The following is a 19897-nucleotide window of genomic DNA, read 5'->3' as shown; positions in this document are numbered from 1 at the left end:
GCAGCGGGTTATTTCTCCCGCCGCCAGTTGATCGACCCGCGGTTTTCCACGGTGCTCGACTCCACTTCCACGTCGAACCCGCGGCGCAGCAGGTACTTCAGCGTGATCACCGAACCGGCACCGACCAGCGACACGCCGTAGCCGACGTACAGCTTGGGCGAGATGTACTTGCCGACACCGATCACCGAGCCGCCCAGCGCGCGCGACTGGCTCACGCCGGCGTCGTCCAGGCCCAGCTTGGCGCCCAGCTGCGAAGCCAGCAGGCCGCTGCCCGCCGAGAGCGCCGCCGAGGCCGCGTTGACCTGCTGCGCCTGGTCGCTGCTGGCACCGGTCAGGCTGCGTCCCAGCACCAGATAGGCCAGTGCCTCGGACTGCGACATTGCCGGATCGGACCACACGTCCGCGCGCGGCTGCTGCGCACGCCCGGTCACGTCGATGCCGGCGGTGACATCACCGATCCGGCGCTCGGCGCGGATGTTGATGCGCGGGTCGGACACCGCGTTGTAGTTCCAGGTGAGGTTGCCGCGGGTGATGGTCAGGTCCTGCCCATACGCCTTGTAGCGGCCGCTCACTTCCAGGCCGCCATTGGCGGTCATTTCACGGCCGGGCTTGGCCCAGACCTGCATCTTGCCGGTCAGCGCGCCCTTCAGGCCGAAGCCGGTCATCTTCACCTTGTCGCCGAGGCTGACCGTCAGGTCCATGTCCAGCGGCGAGGTGCGCGACTCTTCCGGATCGGCCGGGTCCAGCACCACCACGTCTTCGGACACCGAGGTGCCACGGTCCAGGCGCTCCAGGTCGATGTCGGCCTCGGGCACGTGCACGGTGCCACGCAGCTCCATCGCCGCCTTGGCCAACGTGAAGTCGAGGTTGGGGTTGGCGACGATGCGCAGCTCGCTGGTGTTGGACAGCAGCACGTTCTCGCCGTGGATCTTCAGCTGCAGCGGCTGTGCATCACCGAACCACGACAGGCCGCCGTCGACATACAGCGTGCCCTGGCCCGAGTTGGCCTGCGCGGTGATCTTGGCCGAGCCGTCGGGCTGGGCCACGAAGCTGCCCTTGCCCTGGTCGAAGGTCAGGCCAAGCGCGGGGAATTCGCCCTTGAAGTTGCTCAGCTGCGCGTCGCCGCCCAGCGACGGCTGCCCGCGCGTACCGCGCAGGCTGACGTGGCCTTCGATCAGGCCGGTCGGGCGCACGATGTCCGGCGAGAACAGCTCCAGCCAGTACAGCCGCGACATGTTGAGGTAGAGCTCACCGTTCAGCGGTGCGCTGGCTTCCCAGCCGGTCTGCATCTTCGCGTCGACGAAGCCATTGCCCTGGAAGCCCATGCCCAGGTAGCCCTTGATGCTGGCCGGGGTCATGTCGAGCTTCAGCGAGAACTGGTCATAGCGCACCAGCTCGCCGCGGGTGGTATCGCCCACGGTGTTGCGGTTCTCGCCCAGGCGCACGCCGCCTTCCTTCGAGCGCACTTCCACATGGCCTTCCCAGGCCGCGCCACGCGGGCGGATCTGCGCGTCCAGGCTGACGTCGCCGCGCAGGTAGATGCGGCGGCCGGACTGCGGCGGCAGCCACGGCTGCACCAGCGCCAGCGGCAGCGCGTCACTGCGCAGCACCAGGCCTTCTCGCGGCCAGTTGGCCTGTGCGCACAGCGCGCCGCTGCTGGCGGCGGCCAGGCAGGCTTCGGACAGGGTGTAGGTGCTGCCGTTGATCGCGAACGCCGCCGGTGCACGCAGCGACCACGCATCACCCTTCACCGGTGCGATGCGCAGCGAGGCCAGCTCGCCACGCCACTGCGCCCCCTGCTGGCGCACGCTGCCCTGCAGCTCGATCGCGCCCATCTCATTGCGGGTCTGCGCAGCCAGGCGCAGGTTGGACACACTGCCCTGCGCATCCACGTTCAAGCGCTCCAGCAGCATGCCGGCGTTGACCTGCTGGCCCTGCACCGCCAGCGTGCCGCTGTCGCCGCGCCAAGGCAGGTGGCCCTTGATGCTCACGCTCTCGGCGCCGTAGCCCTCCCAGTTGAGATTGTTGCCGACCAGGTCGGCGGTGATGTCCGGCGCATCGCGCGGCCCCTTCACCTGCACCTGGCCGCGCAGGCCGCCGTCGGCGCCCGGCAGCAGGTCACTCAGCTGCAGCGGTTCGAAACGTGCATCGATGTCGAGGCGGTCGCCGACCTTGCCCGACGCGGTCACCCGGCTGCTGCCCAGCGACAGCTTCAGGTCACCCTGGCCCTGCGCGCCCTGCAGCGCGAACTTGCCCTGTGCATCAAGGTTGCGCTGGCGCAGGATGCCCTTCAGCGACGGCAGGTCGACGGTGGCTTCCAGCGTGCCGGCCGTGCCCGGTGCGGCATTGGCCGGCGGCGGCAGCTGACGGCCCTTGGAGGCCAGGTTGCCGGACAGGCGGCCGTTCCAGCCCGGCACGAAATAGCCGGGGTCGAAGTCCTTCAGCGTGGCCTTGGCGTCCCAGTCCAGCTGCGGCGCCCAGGCCACCTGGCCTTCCACCTGCAGCTGCCCACCCGGCGTCTGCGCCTGCAGCTGGTGGATCGACGCGGCCTGGTCATTGCCGCGTACGTCGAACTGCAGCTGCGCCTTCTGCGCCTCGCGTTCGATCTCGGCACGGCCGATCGCGGCCCAGGCCTTCAGGGTACCGGCCAGGCCGAAGCGTGCTTCCTTCAGGGTGACCGGCACCGGTGCGCTGCCAGCCGTGTTCGGGTCGGGTGCCGGCACGTAGGTCAGATCGCGTGCGACCACCGAGAAATTGAGTTTCTGCTGATCGTCCTGGCTGAAGTCGGCGGTGCCTTCCAGCCGCGCTTCGCCACCGAGGCCCTTCACCAGCAGCGGTGAGACCTTCAGCACCTGGTCCTGCAGCGACACCACCGACGGTGCCAGTTCCAGCTCCTGGTCGCCCTGCTTCACCCTGCCGCTCAGGTTGGCATTGCCGCCCTTGCCGGCGGCGGTGAAGTCCAGCGACAACGGCGCAATCGCCGAGCTCGCCAATGCTGGCGACAACAGCGCCAGATCCAGCTCGTCGCTGCGGATGCTGGCGCTCCAGCTCGGGTCGGTGCGGCCATCGAACACCAGCATCGCGTGCAGCGGCTTCGGCGCGCGCCCGGCTACGGCCACTTCCATGTGCGACAGGTCGCCGCGTGCGACCAGGCCCACCGTAGCGGCGGTGCGCCCACGCGGTGCTGGCAGCACCGCCGTCACCGTCACATCGGTGTCGTAGTCCTTGGCCGGAATGTAACGGCCCTGGGCGGTGAAGTTGCCCATGTCGCTGTCCACCACCAGCTTGTGCGCCTGGAACTCGCCATTGGCGATCTCGATGCCACCACGCACACGGCTGATGTCGATCACCGGCTCGTTCGCCTGGCTGATGCGGAAGCCGTCGATGGCAATGGCATCGGCCTGGATCGCCAGCGGCATTTCGATCTGCGGCAGCGAATCGGGCCACGACGGCAGCTTGAACGGCTCGTCACTCTTGGCCAGGTTCAGCGTGGCGTTGGTCAGCTCCAGCTTGTCCAGCAGCAGCTTGCGGCCCAGCAGCGGGCGCAGGTCCGGCTCCAGGTGCGCGCGCTCGGCGTGGAAATGGATGTCGTCGTAGCGGAAGTCGACGTTGTACAGGGTCAGCGGACCGGCCACCGGGCCGTCCACCTTGTCCCAGGTGAAGCTGGCGCCCGCCGGCAGTCGCGCCACCACCTGGGCCAGCAGCACATCGCGGCCGGCCACGGTCTGCAGCAGCCAGTACACCGCCAGCAACGCCAGCAGCACCAGGCCGATCACGCCCACGCCGGACCACGCCCAGAAGCGGCGGCGGCGGTAGAAACGCACGCGCGGCGGCGGCTTGTTCGGGGTGGGTGCGGGCGTGCTCACAGGTCCGCTCCGATGTTGAGGTACAGCTGGAACTGCGAATCCGGGTTGTTCAGGCCATGCGCGATATCCACGCGCACCGGGCCCACCGGCGATTTCCAGCGCACGCCGAAGCCGACGCCGGTGTGCAGGTCAATGGTGTTGTCGAAGGCGCTGCCGGTATCGACGAACACCGCCGCGCCCCACGGGCCGCCATTGAAGTAGTGCTCGTACTCGGCCGAGCCGATCACCAGGTTCTTGGCGCCCAGCGCGTATTTGTCGGGTTTGGGTGTGCGCGGGCCGACTTCGCGGTAGGCGTAACCGCGGATGCTGCGGTCACCGCCGGCGAAGTAGCGCAGGCTCGGCGGCATCGCCACCAGATCGCTGGTCCAGGTGGTACCCCCCTCACCGCGCAGGATCAGGCGGTTGCTTTCACCCACCGGGATGTACCAGCGCAGCACGGCGTTGGCCTGCACGAAGCTGGTGTCCGAGCCGGCACCTTCAACGCCGGCGCGCATTGTCGCAGTACCGCTGATGCCCTTGCGCGGGAACATCTCGTCGTCGACGTTGACGTAGTCGGCAACCATCTGCGGGTACACCAGCGTCGAGGTGTTGTAGACGGCATCGGTGAATTCAGTGCCGGAGGCATAGCGCCAACGCTCGCGCAGTGCGTTGATCGAGGCGATCGCGGTCCAGTGCTCGTTGATCTCGCCGCTGCGGCTGGCGATCAGCTTGAAGTTGCGCAGATCGATGTAGTCGGTCTGCTCGTCGTACGCGCTGGCGGCGAAGGTGTACCAGCCGTCGAGCCAGTTGAAGGCCGGAATGCGGTAACTGGTGACCAGGCTCTTGCGCTTCTGCGCATAGTCCAGCTGCGTGTTCATCTTGTGGCCGCGGTTGTTCAGGAAGCGCCGCTCGATGCCACCGCGCACACCCGGACCGCTCTCGCTGCCGTAGCTCAGGCCGGCGGTATAGATGGTGCGCTTGGCGCGCGTCAGCTTCACGTCCACCGGCACTTCGCCGTTCTCGTCGGCCTGGTCCGGGCGCGGCTGGATGTCGATCACGCTGAAGTAGTCCAGCTTGGTCAGCGACTCGCGCAGCCGGTCCAGCTTGCCCTCGTGGTAGTAGCTGCCCTGGTCCCAGTAGACCAGTGGATCGAACAGCTTGTCGACGAAGTAGTCCTGCTGGAAGCGCACCGGGCCCATGTTGTAGCGGCGGCCGCTGTCCCAGGTCAGGTCGATGTCGGCGGCGTTGTCGGCGCGGGTGATCTGCACCTGGCGCTGGGTGTAGTCGGCGTCGAAGTAGCCGCGCTCGGCCAGGCGCCGGGTGATGGTGATCTTGCTGGCTTCGTACTGGGTGTGCTCGAAGCGCTGGCCCTTGCGCGGCTTGAACGCGGCCAGGTCATCCTGCAGGTACTGGTCGTACATCGCCGGGCCGGTGATGTCGATGTGCTCGCGGCGCACGGTCACCGGGGTGCCCTTGTCGACATGGATCAGCACGCGCACGTGTTCGTCCTCGCGCGGTGCCTCGACCTTGATCACCGGGTTGTAGTACCCGAACGGTTCCAGTGCCTGGCGGGTCTGCCGCTCGGCCTGTGACAGCAGGTATTCCAGGCGCGATTCGCCCTGTTCCTTGCCGATCGTGTCGTACAGCGACAGCGATTCCTGGATGTTCTCGATGATTGCGGCGTCGTCGCCCTTGTCCAATCCCTTGATGTCCACCTTGTCGATGGTGCCGCGCGCGTGGACCACGGAAGTGGCGGCCAGCGACAGGACCATCAGCGGCAGGGCGTATTTCTTTGGCTGCATGCGGGACAGCATACCGACCGAAGGTGACGATGCGAAATGCATCACGTCATTCGGGATCGGTTGTTAAGTGGCGGTCAAAATACGCACCTTTGTGGCGATCATCGTGAATGCAGGCGAGGATGCCGGCATCGTGCGCGATGCCGGCAATGACCCCGATGGACATCCACCGGCGATGCGGTGCGCGGGGTAATGCCGGCCAGCGGCCGGCACTACCGATACGGGCATCAGCTCGACAGATGCTCGATCGCCGCGACCTTGCCCAGGCGCTCGCCCAGCATCGTCAGCAGCGCCAGGCGGTTGCCACGCAGCGCCAGATCGTCCGCATTGACCATCACCCCGTCGAAGAACGCGTCGACCTGCGGGCGCAGGCGCGCCAGGCGTGCCAGCACGGCCACGTAGTCCTTCTGGTGCAGGCTGGCGCCGGTGTCGTCGATGGCGGCGGTGACCGCTTCGGCCAGCGCGCGCTCGGCGTCTTCCTGCAGCAGCGCCGGGTCGATCTGCGCCGGAATGTCGCCCTCGGCCTTGCGCAGGATGTTGCGGATGCGCTTGTTGGCCGCAGCCAGTGCTTCGGCTTCCGGCAGTGCGGCGAAGGTGCCGATCGCATCCAGGCGGCGGTCGAAGTCGTACAGCGAGGCCGGCTTCAGTTCGGCCACCGCGTTGAAGTGCGTGGCCGGCACGCCCTTGTCGCCGTAATAGCCCTTCAGGCGGTCGAGAATGAAGTCGTACAGCTCGCCGACATCGGCCTGCACGTTGCGCGCGGCCAGGCCGGCGTTGGCGCTGGCCAGCAGCGCGCGCAGGTCCAGCTCGACGCCGCTTTCGATGATCGTGCGGGCCAGGCCCAGCGCATTGCGGCGCAGCGCGAACGGGTCCTTGTTGCCGGTCGGCTTCAGGCCCGCGGCGAAACCACCGGCCAGCGTGTCGACGCGTTCGGCGATGGCCAGCACCTTGCCCAGCGGCGACAGCGCGATGTCATCACCGCCGAAGCGCGGCTGGTAGGCCTCGTCGATGGCCAGCGCCACCTCGGTCGATTCGCCACCGGCCGCGGCGTAGTGGCGGCCGGCGATGCCCTGCAGCTCCGGGAACTCGTTGACCATGCGCGACTGCAGGTCGTTCTTGGCCAATTCGGCAGCCCGCCTGGCCTGCACGGCATCGGCACCCACCTGGGGTGCGATCACTTCGGCCAGGGCGGCCACGCGCGCCACCTTGTCGGCCACGCTGCCCAGCTTGGCCTGGTAGGTCACCGTCTTCAGGCCGTCGCCCATCGACGCCAGGCCCTGCTTCAGGTCCTCGTCGAAGAAGAACTTGGCGTCGGCAAAGCGCGGGCGGATCACCCGCTCGTAGCCCTTGGCCACTTCGGCCACGTCCTTCGATTCGATGTTGGCGATGCCGATGAACTTCTCGGTCAGCGTGCCTGCGGCATCCAGCACCGGGAAGAACTTCTGGTTGATCTCCATCGTTTCGATCAGCGCTTCCTGCGGCACTGCCAGGAACGCGCGTTCGAAGCTGCACAGCACCGCCGACGGCCACTCGACCAGGTTCACCACCTGCTCCAGGTTGTCGTCGGTGATGCGGGCGCTGCCACCGGCCCTGGCCGCGGCGGCCTCGACCTCGGCGACGATGCGCGCACGGCGCTCGCGCGGGTCGACCAGCACGAAGGCGGCGCGCAGGGCTTCAACATAGTCCTGCGGCTGGGCCAGCGACACGGGCTGGTCGTGGTGGAAGCGATGGCCACGGCTGACACGGCCGGCCTGCAGGCCGAACAGTTCGGCCTCCACCACCTCGGTACCGTGCAGCAGCACCAGCCAGTGCGCCGGGCGGGCAAAGCCCCAGGTGTGGTCGCCCCAGCGCATCGGCTTGGGAATCGGCATCGCTGCAATCGCCTCGCGCAGGATCTCCGGCAGCAGGCTGGCGGTGCGTGCGCCCGGGGTCACCGCGCGGTGCACGAAGCGCTCACCCTTGTTGTCGGTGGTCTTCTCCAGCGCGGTCCAGTCGATCCCGGCCTTGGCGGCGAAGCCCTGCAACGCCTTGGTCGGCTGGCCTTCGGCGTCCAGTGCGATGTTCAGGTACGGGCCCAGCACTTCGCTGTGCTGTTCCGGCTGTTCCAGGCCCACGCCCGGCAGCAGCACGGCCAGGCGGCGGGGGGTCGACAGCGGGCGTGCATCACCCAGTTCCAGCGCGACGCCGCGCGTGCGCAGGCCTTCGACAACACCGTCGAAGAACGCCTGGGCCAGGCCCGGCAGCGCCTTGACCGGCAGCTCCTCGGTGCCCAGTTCGATCAGCAGGGGGGACAGTTGGCTCATCGGTTCGATCCTGTGGTGGGGGCGCAGCGCGCGACGCGTCCGGCGCCCCGGGTAGTTGATGAAAAGCGGGTGGGTGCCGACGGCCCGTCAGGCCTTCTTCGCGCCCGGGAAGCCCAGCTTCTCGCGCTGCTCGTAGTACGCCTTGGCCACCGCCTGGGCCAGCGCGCGCACGCGCAGGATGTAGCGCTGGCGCTCGGTCACGCTGATCGCGCGGCGTGCATCGAGCAGGTTGAAGGTGTGGCTGGCTTTCATCACCTGCTCGTAGGCCGGCAGCGGCAGGCCCACCTCGACCAGCTTCTGCGCTTCACGCTCGCAGGCATCGAAGCGGTGGAACATTTCGTCCACGTCGGCGTATTCGAAGTTGTAGGTGCTCTGCTCGACTTCGTTCTGGTGGTAGACGTCGCCATAGGTCACCGGTTGCCCGTCCGGGCCGTAGGTCCAGACCAGGTCGTAGACGTTGTCGCAGTTCTGCAGGTACATGCACAGGCGTTCGAGACCGTAGGTGATCTCGCCCAGCACCGGGCGGCACTCCAGGCCACCGGCCTGCTGGAAGTAGGTGAACTGGGTCACTTCCATGCCGTTGAGCCAGACTTCCCAGCCCAGGCCCCAGGCGCCCAGCGTCGGCGATTCCCAGTTGTCCTCGACGAAACGCAGGTCGTGCACCAGCGGGTCGATGCCCAGCGCCTTCAGCGAATCCAGGTACAGCTGCTGGATGTTGTCCGGCGCCGGCTTCATCGCCACCTGGTACTGGTAGTAGCGCTGCAGGCGGTTCGGGTTCTCGCCATAGCGGCCGTCGGTCGGGCGGCGCGAGGGCTGCACGTAGGCCGCGTTCCAGCGTTCCGGACCGATCGCACGCAGGAAGGTGGCCGGGTGGAAGGTACCGGCGCCCACCTCCAGGTCGAGCGGCTGGATGAGCACGCAGCCCTGCTGGGCCCAGAACTGGTTCAGGGTCTGGATCAGGCCCTGGAAGGTGATCGGAACGGTCGGGGTCGCGGACATGCGTACGAGTCTTGGCCGGCAAGGGGGTGCGTTAGTATAACGGCCGACCTGCGGGGCATTCCGTACCCGGGAGGAGCAGGCAGATGGAACATCGGCTGCCGGTGGGCACGCCCGGCGAGCCAGGCGACATCCCGCTGCCGTGGGGCCGCCTGCATTTCGAACAGGTCTGCGCAGCGCTGCTGGCCGATGGCCTGGTGGCCGAGCACGACGTCGAGCGCATGCGGTTTTCCGCACAGGGCGCGCGCAACGCCAGTGAAGTGCACCCGCTGGTGTTGCTGTCCAACCTCAAGCTGGCCGCCCGCGACGGTGGCGAACTGACCCTGGAACGCCTGACCGAATGGCTGGCCCGGCGCACCGGCAGCCGCTACCTGCGCATCGATCCGACCCGGGTCGACGTCGCTGCGGTCACCGCGCTGGTCTCCCATGCCTACGCCCGCCGCCACCGCTTCCTGCCGCTGGCGGTGGATGCCGAACGGGTGCTGGTGGCCACCAGCGAGCCGCTGGTGCAGGAGTGGCGCCGCGACCTGCAGCACCTGACCCGCCGCAGCATCGAGCTGGCGGTGGTCAATCCGCTCGACCTGCACCGCTACACCATGGAGTTCTACGGGGTGACCCGCTCGGTGCGTGGCGCGCGCGGCGATGTCCGCGGCGAAGCCAGCACCACCCTGCCCAGCTTCGAGCAGCTGGTCGAGCTGGGCCGTACCGGCGACGTCAATGCCGACGACCAGCACATCGTGCACATCGTCGACTGGCTGCTGCAATATGCCTACGAACAGCGCGCCTCGGACATCCACCTGGAACCGCGCCGCGAGATGGGGCGCATGCGCTTCCGCATCGATGGCGTGCTGCACAAGGTCTTCGAGGTGCCACCGGCGGTGATGACCGCCGTGGTCAGCCGCATCAAGGTGCTCGGCCGCATGGACCTGGCCGAACGCCGGCGCCCGCAGGACGGCCGCATCAAGACCCGCTCGCCGGGCGGCCGCGAGGTCGAGATGCGCCTGTCGACCATGCCCACCGCCTTCGGCGAGAAGTGCGTGATGCGCATCTTCGACCCGGATGCCGCCTTCAAGAGCATCGACCAGCTGGGTTTCAGCCCGCAGGAGGCCGCCGGCTGGAATGCACTGGTCGAACGCCCGCACGGCATCGTGCTGGTCACCGGCCCGACCGGCTCAGGCAAGACCACCACCCTGTATTCCACGCTGAAGCGGCTGGCCACGCCGGACGTGAACGTGTGCACCGTGGAGGACCCGATCGAGATGATCGCGCCCGAGTTCAACCAGATGCAGGTGCAGGCCAACATCGACCTGGACTTCGCCAGCGGCGTGCGCACCCTGCTGCGGCAGGACCCGGACATCATCATGATCGGCGAGATCCGCGATCTGGAAACCGCGCAGATGGCGGTGCAGGCCTCGCTGACCGGCCATCTGGTGCTGTCCACGCTGCATACCAACGACGCGCCGTCGGCGGTCACCCGCCTGCTCGACCTGGGCGTGCCGCACTACCTGCTGGCCAGCACCCTCAACGGCATCCTCGCCCAGCGCCTGGTGCGCACCCTGTGCCCGCACTGCAAGCAGCCGCACACCCTTGGTGCTGCCGACTGGGCGGTGCTGGCTGATAGCCAAGCTGCATATCCAGATGCCGCCACGCCCTGTCGGCCGGTTGGTTGCCTGGAGTGCCGGCGCACCGGATTCCTCGGCCGCATCGGCCTGTATGAGTTGCTGCCATTGGGCTCGCGGCTGCGTGGGCAGATCCGCGCCGACATGGATCTGGCCGGTTTCACCCGTGCCGCGCGGGCTGAAGGGCTGCGAACCCTGCGCCAGGCCGGGCTTGAAAAGGTGGCGCAGGGGCTGACTACAATCGAGGAAGTCCTGTCAGTCCTGCCGCCCCCGGATGAACCCAGCCCCGTTCCTGATCCTTGAAACCGGCCGCCCGGTGCCGTCGCTGCGCCGCTACGGGCGCTTCCCGCACTGGATCCGGGTGGCCGCCGGGCTGGAAGAGCACGAGACGGTGGTGGTCGATGTCGAGCACGGGGATGCCCTGCCCGACCCGCATGCCTTCGCCGGCGTGCTGGTGACCGGCTCGGCCGCCTTCGTCACCGACCACGCCGAGTGGAGTGAGCGCAGTGCCGCATGGCTGCGCCAGGCCGCCCACGACGACTTGCCCGTGTTCGGTATCTGCTACGGGCACCAGCTGCTGGCGCACGCGCTGGGTGGCGAGGTGGCCTACAACCCGGCCGGGCGCGAGTCGGGCACGATCGAACTGGAGCTGCAGCCGCAGGCCGCGCAGGACCCGCTGTTCCAGGGCCTGCCGCAGCACTTCGCCGCCCACGCCACCCACCTGCAGACCGTGTTGCGCGCGCCTGACGGTGCCGAAGTACTGGCACGCTCGCCGCTGGATGGCTGCCATGCCTTCCGCTGGGGGCGCCAGGCCTGGGGCGTGCAGTTCCACCCCGAGTTCGCCACCCACCACATGCGCGGCTACGTGCGTGCCCGCGCCGACTGCATCGGCCGCCATGGCGGCTGTGCCCGCAGCATCGAGCGCGCGGTCAGCGCCGCACCGCTGGCGCGCCAGCTGCTGCGCCGCTTCGTTCGCCAGGCGCGGCTGTCTTCAGCCCAGCCGGCGGCAAAACAGGGATAATCGGCGGCACGGGCAAGCGCCCGGCCCCCTCCTGTCCTTCCCGGATGTCCATGAAAGAGATTCGCAAGCTGCCGGCCTCGGCGGGCGCCCAGTGGTTGCTGGATACGTTCTCGCTGTATCGGCGTGCGCCGCTGCAGCTGGCCCGGATCGGTCTGACCTGGCTGCTGGTGAGCTGGGTGGTCACCCTGTTGTCGACGCTGATTCCCGGCGCTGCCGGCATGGCCGTGCAGCTGATGACCCTGGCCATCTCGCCGATCATGTTCGGCGGCATGCTGTACGCCGTGGGTGAGATCGACGAAGGTCGCCCGGGCCTGGCCTCGCACCTGCTGCAGCCGATCCGCGACCACCGCGTCAGCCACCTGCTGGTGCCGCTGGCGATCCAGGTGCTGGCGGTGCTGCTGCTGGGCGCGCTGCTGTTCCTGATGATCGGCCGCGAAGGCTTCACCGCCTTCAGCGAGGTCATGACCAAGATGGAAGAGATCAGCCGCAGTGGCCAGCAGATCAAGCCGGACGATGCCGCGGCGCTGGTGGCCAACCTGCCGGCCAAGCGCATCGCACTGTGGATGCTGCTGGTGTTCCTGAGCGCGGTCGCACTGTCGCTGGCAATGTTCACCCAGCCGGCGCTGGTGGTGTTCGACAAGCAGAGCGGCATGCACGCGCTGCGCCTGAGCCTGCAGGGCTGCATCGAGAACATCGGCGCAATGATCGTGTTCGCCGTGCTCGGCCTGATCGCCGCGTTCTGCATCTACATCCTGTTCGTGATCGTGATCCAGATCGCGATGCTGATCGGCGGCCCGCTGGCCGCCGCCTTCATCGCCCAGCTGGTGCTGACCACGGTGCTGATGCCGCTGTATGTCGGCGCGGTCTACGCCGCGTGGAAGCAGATGTTCGTGCACCGTGGCAGCCGCGCCGCACCGCCGGTCCCGACCACGCCGACCTCGAGCGACATCTTCCACGCCTGATGAAAAAAGGGGACGGAGGGGATTAAGTCGTTAGCTGCACACACTGGGCATAAACGACTTAATCCCCTCCGTCCCCTTTTTTTCTTTCAGGCGGCGGGCTTCTTGACTGCCGACGACGGCACCAGCCAGCGTGCGGCGTGGATGCCCAGCTCATAGAGCAGGCACATCGGGATCGCCAGCATCAGCTGTGAAACCACGTCCGGCGGGGTCAGCACCGCCGCCAGCACGAAGATGCCGACGATCGCGTAGCCGCGGCCTTCCTTGAACTGCTGCGGCGTCACCCAGCCCAGCAGCACCAGGATCACCATCGCCACCGGCAGTTCGAAACTGCCGCCGAAGGCGAAGAAGATCGCCAGCACGAAATCCAGGTAGGCATTCGCATCCGGGGTGATCGCAATCACGTCCGGGCTGAAGGTGGTGAGGAAGTGGAACACCGCCGGCAGCACCAGGAAGTAGGCAAAGGCACAGCCGGTGTAGAACAGCAGCACCGAGGACACCAGCAGCGGCACCGCCAGGCGCTTCTCGCGCGCATACAGGCCGGGCGCGACGAAGGCCCACAGCTGGTACAGCAGCCACGGCACCGCCACGAACAGGGCAACGAAGAAGGTCAGCTTCAACGGCGCGAAGAAGGCGCCGGCCGGATTGGTGGCAATCATCGTCTGCCCGTTCGGCAGCTGCGAGACCAGCGGCTCGGCCAACGCGTTGTACAGCTTCTGGGTGAACGGCAGCAGCGCCAGCAGCACCACGCCCAGGCCCAGCAATGCGCGCACCAGGCGGCCGCGCAGTTCCACCAGATGTTCGACCAGCGAGCTCTCGCCGAAATCCTGTTCACTCATGGCTGGCGCTCCGTGCGCGGCGGCGGCGGCGCACCGGCTTCAGGGGGTGTCGCCGGCGTCGGCTCGGGAGCGACGCCCTCCTGTACCGGTGCATCGGCACGGGTCAGGCCGCTCATATGCGGCGGCAGATCCGCAGGCGCCGGTGCGCGTACCTCCTGCGCCAGCGTATCGCCCTGCTGCTGCGCCTCCTGCGCTTCGCGACGGATCGCTTCGCCGCTGGCACGCAGCTGGTTCTCGGTGTCCTGCATGCCCTGGCGAACGTCCTGCATCTGCCGCTTGATCTCCTCGGCCTGCAGTTCGCGCTCCAGTTCCTGTTTCACCGAATCCCATTGATTGCGGGCGCGACGCACCCACAGGCCGGCAAAGCGGGCCGCCTTGGGCAGGCGCTCGGGACCGAGCACCACCAGGGCGACCACGGCGATCACCAGCAATTCGCTGAAGCCGATATCAAACACCGCGACCGCTCCGGATCAGCGAGGGGTGCGGTCGTGCTCGTCCTGCGCGGTGCGCGAGGCGTCCTGGCTGCGCGACTCGTCGCCCAGCTGCGCGTTCGGCTTGTCGTCGTCGCGCATGCCCTTCTTGAATTCCTTGACCGCCGAACCGAGGTCCTTGGCGCCACTGGTCAGGCGCTTGGTGCCGAACACCAGCAGGACGATGGCCAGCACGACCAACCAATGCCAGATGCTGAAACTGCCCATAAAGACGCTCGTTACGTTAGTGATCAGGCTGTCGAGCATAGCGCACCGGCTGTTAGCCGGCGCGCGTGACGAAAGTCAGTTTCCGCCCAGCGTTTCCGTGCGGATTTCGCCGTCGTTGACCGGCTGGAAGCCCTGCTGCTGCGGCGGCGGGTTCTGCGGAACGTTCTGCAGCGGCGCGGTGGTGGCTTCGGCCGGGGCCGCCGGTGCTGCCTGAACAGGCGCAGGCACAGGGGCGGCAGCCGGCGCCGGCGCCGGACGCGGTGCATTGCCACCGTTGCCGTTGCGGTTGTTGCGGGCGGCGTAGGTGGCCTCTTCCAGGCGATCGCGGAAGGCGACCACGTCCATCGACGGCGAACCGACGGCGCGACCTTCGAAGATCATGCGCGGCGTGGTGTTGCTGCCGTAGGCGTCAAGGTTGGCGGCATCGTCGATCTGCAGCACCGCGCCATCCAGCGCAACACCGGCGAACAGGCCGCGCGCGCGCGACCACGACCAGATCTCGGCCTTCAGCTGGCCGTCGGTGGCGGCGGCGGCATTGCGGCCGACCGGACCGGCGGCAACGCCGGCATCGGCGCCAAGCGTGAACTTGCCATTGACCAGGTTGTCCAGGCTGCGGTCGTTGCGGAACACCAGCACCACGTCCGAAGACTGGACGCCGGCCTGGAAGCCGATGCTGCCACCGGTCAGCTTGACGAATACCGGGCTGGACCAGGCGCCATTGGGCATGCGCACCGACATCAGCCCGTGGCCGCGACGACCGCCAATGACCAGGCCGGCCTTGATCGTGTCGGGAATGACGATGACCGCGCGGCCTTCGTCGAGCAACTTGTCCGGAATTCCCTGTTCAGGGATTTCCTGGATCTCCGCCAGCACGCGCACGGCATTGCGGGCGCGCTGGTCTTCCTGCGGTCCGGCCATGGCCTGGCTGGACAGCAGGCTGGCGGCGATCAGCAGGGCTTGGATCGGGCGACGCATGGCAGGCTCCAGAAGTCAGTCCATAGGAAGATATAGCAAGTGACTGAAATTAGTAGTGTTGTCATGAATCCCCAATGAGCGTTCTCTGCTCACATAGATGCGCGCTATGCCAGCAATCCGAACCCTGCATCCCGGCGCGGCACCGGATCGGCGACAATGCACCCCATGCTCGACGCACCCGATACCGCCGTGCTGGCGGTCAACCTAGGCACGCCCGATACGCCGACGGCCCCCGCCGTACGCCGTTACCTGGCCGAATTCCTGTCCGACCGCCGCGTGGTCGCGATCCCGCCACTGCTGTGGCAGCCGCTGCTGCGCGGACTGATCCTGCCGCTGCGCAGCAGCCGTTCGGCGGCCAAGTACGCCCAGGTCTGGCTGCCGGATGGCTCACCGCTGATGGTCCATACCCGGCAGCTGGCGCAGGCGATGCAGGCCCTGCTGCCAACCCTGAAAGTGCGCCACGCAATGCGCTATGGCGAACCGGCCCTGGCCCACGAGCTCGACCGCCTCGCCGCCGAAGGCGCACGCCGCATCGTGGTGCTGCCGCTGTACCCGCAGTACTCCACCACCACCACCGCCTCGGTCGAGGACCGCGTCGACGCCTGGCAGCGGCGCAACCCGGGCGTGACCGTCAGTCTGGTACGCGACTACTCGGTCGACCCGGGCTGGGTCGAGGCCGTTGCCGGCTCGATCCGCCGCTACTGGGAACAGCACGGCCGCAGTCAGAAACTGATGTTCTCCTTCCACGGCATCCCGCAGCGCCTGGCCGACGCGGGTGATCCGTATCCGCAGCGCTGCGAGGCCAGCGCGCAGGCCATCGCCAACGCGCTGGGCCTGGGCAAGGACGACTGGCAGATGGGTTACCAGTCGCGCTTCGGCCGCGAGCGCTGGCTGCAGCCTTACGCTGAGCCGAGCCTGTGGGCGTTGGCCGAATCCGGTGTGAAGCAGATCGACGTGGTCTGCCCCGGCTTCGCCACCGATTGCCTGGAAACGCTGGAAGAAGTCGCGATGGGCTTCACCGAAACGCTGGCCGAACGTGGCGCGACGATGCGCTACATCCCCTGCCTCAATGCCGAACCGGAACACGCGCGCGCCCTGGCGCGACTGGCCGTGGCCTCGCTGGCATGAGTCTGCAACCCTTTGAACTCGAGGTGGGCGGCACCCGCGTCGCCGGCCTGCGCAACAGCGGCGACGGCCCGCGCGTGCTGGCCCTGCATGGCTGGCTCGACAATGCCGCCAGCTTCGTGCCGCTGGCGCCGCACCTGGCGTCGCTGCAGCTGGTGGCGATCGACCTGCCCGGCCATGGCCACAGCGCGCACCTGCCGGCCGGTGCCAGCTACACCACGGCGGCCGCGATCTGCCACGTGCTTGATGTGGCCGACGCCCTGGGCTGGGACCGCTTCAGCCTGCTCGGCCATTCGATGGGCGCCGGCATCGCCAGCCTCACCGCCTCGGTCAGCGACCGCGTCGAGCGCCTGGTGGCGATCGAAGCTCTCGGCGGCCTGCGCGGCCCCGAAGAAGAGACCGCCCATCGCCTGCGCGAGCATGTGAACGCCACCCGTGCGTTGGCGCGCAAGCAGCTGCGCGTGTTCCCCGACCTGGCCGCGCCGATCCGCGCACGGATGATGACCAACCAGCTCAGCGAACCGTGCGCACGACTGCTGGTCGAGCGCGGCGTGGAACCGGTCGAAGGCGGGTATCGCTGGTGCAGCGATCCGCGCCTGATGCTGCCCACCGCGATCCGCCTCAGCGAGGGCCAGATCGACAACCTGCTGCAGGCCATCGCCTGCCCGACACAGGTGATCTATGCCACGCCGGCGCAGTCGTATTATCCCGAGCCGATGCGCAGCGATCGCCTGCAGCACCTGCGGGATGGCCGGCTGGCAGTGTTTCCCGGCAACCATCACCTGCACATGGAAGATCCGGAACAGATCGCAGGCGTGATCCTGCACTTCTTCAGCAACGACAACGCCGGCTGAGCGCAGGCGTCCGCGCGCTTCACTCCGCGCGTTTGCGGCCGATACATCAGTTGTGGGCCCCTGCGCCCGCTGCACGCGGGCCCGGTCGGTCCTGCGGCATGTGTCTGGTTCTGCAAGGAAGTCCGCATGCCCGCTCTGCTGCACCGTCACCCACAGGATGTGGCCGCGGTGTCCCGTCTCCGCGTCGCTGATCGCGCCGCATCCCTCGAATTCCCGGCACCCGCCCTCGTCACGCCCTGCTGCGTGCGTTGCGGCGTGCTCGTTGTCGTCTGCTGACCCAGGAGCCTCCGATGTCCATTGCATCCGCCCGTCCCCCCGATACCGCCCGCCTGTCGCACCTGCAACAGCTCGCCCGCGGTGCTGACCGCCGCCTGCTGACCGGCAGCGCGGCACTGGCCGTGACCGGGCTGGTGCTGGCCCTGCGCGGTCCGCACGGTGTGGCCGCCGCGTTGGCCGCGGGCGCTGTGCTGCCCGCCTTGTGGCTGGCCGGTCCGCTGGCAGGCCGCGGCATCGCCCGCAACGCCCTGGCAATCCTGGTGGCGCTGCAGCTGGCCCTGTTGTCCGCGATCACCGGCCTGTCGCCGGCGTTGCCGACCGCCCTGCTGCTGGGCGTGCTGCTGGGCCATCGCGATCGTCTGCCGGTGTGGCTGGCCGGTAGCATCGGCACGCTTGCACTGCTGGCCCCGCTGCCGGCCGGTGCTGCGGTGGGGCCGGCGCTGCTGCAGGCCGCGATGCTGGCCGGCCTGACCCTGTTCCTTGGCCAGGTCGCACTGCGGCTCCGCCAGCAGACCGAAGCACTTGGCCACGGTCCCCGCCGGCTGGCCGCGCTGGCGCGCGACATCGCCACCGGCGCCGATCTTGGTGCACATGCTGACACCACCGCCTACGCACCGGGTTCGCTGGCCCATGCGCTGGCCGACACCGCACGCCATGTGCAGGCCCAGCGTGGACGCGAAGCGGAGGCACACGCCGAGAACGCGCAGATCCGCCAGGCCCTCGATGCCTCGCGCACCGCGATGATGATTGCCGACAACGATCACGTGATCCGCTACGTGAACCGCTCGGTGGTGGCCCTGCTGCGCAACCAGCAGGCAACGTTGCGCCAGGCCTTCCCCGATTTCGATGCCGAGCGCCTGGTCGGTAGCAGCATCCATCGCTTCCACGCCAACCCGGACCGGATCCGCGCCATCCTCAATGGCCTGCAGGTCAGCCACAACGGCAAGGTACAGATCGGCCCGGTGCACTTCGCACAGGTGGTTACTCCGGTCTTCGACGCACAGGGCGTGCGCCTGGGCTTTGCCGTGGAGTGGCATGACCGTACCCATGAGCTCGCCTTGGAGAACGCCGTCGCCGGCATCGTCGCGGCCGCCGCCGCCGGCGACCTCGACCAGCGCCTGCAGGCAACCGAAGGTGCCAGCTTCCTCGATGGCCTCACCGGTGGCATCAACCAGCTGCTGGATACGTTGGGCAGTACGGTTGACGAGGTGCGGCAGATGCTCTCGGCGCTGGCCAGCGGCGATCTCGATCGACGCATGCATGGCGAGTATCACGGCGCGTTTGCCGCGATCCAGCGCGATGCCAACGCCACCGCCGGCCAGCTGGCGCGCATGGTGGGCCGTATCCAGCAGTGCGCGTCCTCGATCAGCACCGCTGCCAGCGAAATCGCTGCGGGCAATGGCGCGCTGTCCGAGCGCAGCGAGCGCCAGGCAGCGCACCTGCAGGAAACCGCCGCTTCGATGGAAGAGCTGACCGCCACCGTGCGCCAGAACGCTGCCCATGCGCGCGAGGCGAGCCAGCTGGCGATCACCACCCAGAGCGCCGCCAGCGATGGCAACGTCGCCATGCAGCGGGTCGTCGACACCATGCAGGCGATCGAGGGAGCCTCGAAGCGGATCGGCGACATCACTGGCGTGATCGATGGCATCGCCTTCCAGACCAATATCCTCGCGCTCAACGCGGCAGTGGAGGCCGCCCGTGCCGGCGAGCAGGGCCGTGGCTTCGCGGTGGTGGCCAGCGAGGTGCGCGTGCTGGCGCAGCGCTCCGCCGCTGCGGCTCAAGAAATCAAGAAGCTGATCGATGAGGCAGGTCGCCAGGTGGGCGAAGGCGCCCAGCTGGTGGCCGATGCGGGCCAGCGGATGCAGGGCATTGTCGGGGGCGTTGAGAATGTCAGCCACCTGATGCACGAGATCTCGGCGGCCTCGCAGGAGCAGTCGGTCGGCATCGAGCAGATCAACCAGACCGTGGTGCAGATGGACCAGGCGACGCAGCAGAATGCCGCGCTTGTGGAGGAAGCCACCGCGGCCGCACGCGAGCTGCAATCGCAGGCGGGTACGCTCACCGAGGCGGTATCGGTGTTCCGCCAGCAGGAACCGCACGAGGTCTCGCGGGCCGCCTGATCCGGGCCTGCAGTTCCATCCCGGTCAAGACGGCGCCCGCAGGGCGCCGTTTTTTTTGCCTGCTTTTGCGTGATGGGTCAGGAAAGTCCGCTTCCGGACCTGCCGTGAGGAGCGACCAACCCTGGCTGGCGCCGCATCCACACACGGCGTGGATCTACTGTGCGCCCGCATGCCCTCGGTAGTCGCCAACCTTGGTTGGCGCTGGGGCTGCCCGCGGAGAATATCCACGCATGGCGTGCATCTACCGGCCGGTGTGCAGCTATGGCGGTGCCGGCCGGCGGCCGGCACTACCCGCATGTTCTGCGCACAAAGAAAAACCCCGCTGCGTGAGCAGCGGGGTTTTGGGTGTAAACCCTGGCGATGACCTACTCTCGCATGGCTTGAGCCACACTACCATCGGCGCAGCTGCGTTTCACTTCCGAGTTCGGGATGGGATCGGGTGGTTCCACAGCGCTAATTTCACCAGGG

Annotated in this window: 14 protein-coding genes and 1 rRNA gene; 6 read left to right on the top strand and 9 right to left on the bottom strand. The window is 68.1% G+C overall.

The window, feature by feature from the left end:
* Positions 1 to 8 precede the first annotated feature (8 nt).
* From AC5P7F_RS14440 to glyQ, 4 genes are all read right to left on the bottom strand, one after another.
* Positions 9 to 3866 carry a translocation/assembly module TamB domain-containing protein gene (locus tag AC5P7F_RS14440; protein WP_197637307.1) on the bottom strand — a complete coding sequence of 1286 codons (3858 nt, stop codon included), beginning with the start codon at positions 3864 to 3866 and terminating at the stop codon, positions 9 to 11.
* Positions 3863 to 5659 (bottom strand): autotransporter assembly complex protein TamA, encoded by a 1797-nt coding sequence (locus AC5P7F_RS14435; RefSeq protein ID WP_041863976.1) that lies wholly within the window; start codon positions 5657 to 5659, stop codon positions 3863 to 3865. Before AC5P7F_RS14435 ends, AC5P7F_RS14440 begins: the two co-directional genes overlap by 4 nt.
* A gap of 212 nt (positions 5660 to 5871) precedes the next feature.
* Positions 5872 to 7947, bottom strand: a complete 2076-nt coding sequence (glyS, locus tag AC5P7F_RS14430) for a glycine--tRNA ligase subunit beta (protein WP_164076976.1) — start codon at positions 7945 to 7947, stop codon at positions 5872 to 5874.
* A gap of 87 nt (positions 7948 to 8034) precedes the next feature.
* Positions 8035 to 8946: a glycine--tRNA ligase subunit alpha gene (glyQ, locus tag AC5P7F_RS14425; RefSeq protein WP_014648902.1), complete on the bottom strand. Its 912-nt coding sequence runs from the start codon at positions 8944 to 8946 to the stop codon at positions 8035 to 8037.
* An 83-nt stretch (positions 8947 to 9029) separates the two neighbouring features.
* Here glyQ and AC5P7F_RS14420 point away from each other — a divergent pair, with 83 nt between their 5' ends.
* Genes AC5P7F_RS14420 through AC5P7F_RS14410 form a run of 3 tightly spaced genes read left to right on the top strand, consistent with a single transcriptional unit; the run spans position 9030 to position 12545 of the window.
* Positions 9030 to 10865: a GspE/PulE family protein gene (locus AC5P7F_RS14420; protein ID WP_014648903.1), complete on the top strand. Its 1836-nt coding sequence runs from the start codon at positions 9030 to 9032 to the stop codon at positions 10863 to 10865.
* Positions 10837 to 11583, top strand: a complete 747-nt coding sequence (locus AC5P7F_RS14415; RefSeq protein ID WP_014648904.1) for a glutamine amidotransferase — start codon at positions 10837 to 10839, stop codon at positions 11581 to 11583. Before AC5P7F_RS14420 ends, AC5P7F_RS14415 begins: the two co-directional genes overlap by 29 nt.
* A gap of 50 nt (positions 11584 to 11633) precedes the next feature.
* Positions 11634 to 12545: a BPSS1780 family membrane protein gene (locus AC5P7F_RS14410; protein WP_069117621.1), complete on the top strand. Its 912-nt coding sequence runs from the start codon at positions 11634 to 11636 to the stop codon at positions 12543 to 12545.
* Positions 12546 to 12631: 86 nt separating this feature from the next.
* On the opposite strand, the gene tatC is transcribed toward AC5P7F_RS14410, so the two are convergent.
* The 4 genes from tatC to AC5P7F_RS14390 form a co-directional block, all read right to left on the bottom strand.
* Positions 12632 to 13381 (bottom strand): twin-arginine translocase subunit TatC, encoded by a 750-nt coding sequence (gene tatC / locus AC5P7F_RS14405; protein WP_005420449.1) that lies wholly within the window; start codon positions 13379 to 13381, stop codon positions 12632 to 12634.
* Positions 13378 to 13836: a Sec-independent protein translocase protein TatB gene (tatB, locus tag AC5P7F_RS14400; RefSeq protein ID WP_032957854.1), complete on the bottom strand. Its 459-nt coding sequence runs from the start codon at positions 13834 to 13836 to the stop codon at positions 13378 to 13380. Before tatB ends, tatC begins: the two co-directional genes overlap by 4 nt.
* A gap of 15 nt (positions 13837 to 13851) precedes the next feature.
* Positions 13852 to 14079, bottom strand: a complete 228-nt coding sequence (gene tatA / locus AC5P7F_RS14395) for a Sec-independent protein translocase subunit TatA (RefSeq protein ID WP_014648907.1) — start codon at positions 14077 to 14079, stop codon at positions 13852 to 13854.
* Between the two features lie 75 nt (positions 14080 to 14154).
* The gene (locus AC5P7F_RS14390; protein WP_046433307.1) at positions 14155 to 15054 is read right to left on the bottom strand and encodes a lipid-binding SYLF domain-containing protein; all 900 of its coding nucleotides are present in this window, start codon (positions 15052 to 15054) and stop codon (positions 14155 to 14157) included.
* A gap of 165 nt (positions 15055 to 15219) precedes the next feature.
* On the opposite strand from AC5P7F_RS14390, the gene hemH reads away from it, so the two are divergent.
* From hemH to AC5P7F_RS14375, 3 genes are all read left to right on the top strand, one after another.
* Entirely contained in the window at positions 15220 to 16182 is a 963-nt protein-coding gene (hemH, locus tag AC5P7F_RS14385; RefSeq protein ID WP_046433311.1) for a ferrochelatase, read from the top strand.
* Complete coding sequence (locus tag AC5P7F_RS14380; RefSeq protein WP_032957858.1) at positions 16179 to 17033, top strand: alpha/beta fold hydrolase; 855 nt, start codon at positions 16179 to 16181, stop codon at positions 17031 to 17033. The genes hemH and AC5P7F_RS14380 overlap by 4 nt, the downstream gene beginning before the upstream one ends.
* A gap of 290 nt (positions 17034 to 17323) precedes the next feature.
* Complete coding sequence (locus AC5P7F_RS14375) at positions 17324 to 19429, top strand: methyl-accepting chemotaxis protein (RefSeq protein WP_164076974.1); 2106 nt, start codon at positions 17324 to 17326, stop codon at positions 19427 to 19429.
* A 352-nt stretch (positions 19430 to 19781) separates the two neighbouring features.
* Here the strand turns inward: AC5P7F_RS14375 and rrf are convergent.
* Positions 19782 to 19896 (bottom strand): 5S ribosomal RNA (gene rrf / locus AC5P7F_RS14370).
* Position 19897: the final 1 nt, after the last annotated feature.

The organism is Stenotrophomonas sp. YJH_SMC_105-26 (assembly GCF_059368915.1).
Note: the sequence above shows the minus strand (reverse complement) of the source record. Positions and strands in the feature narration are given on the sequence as shown.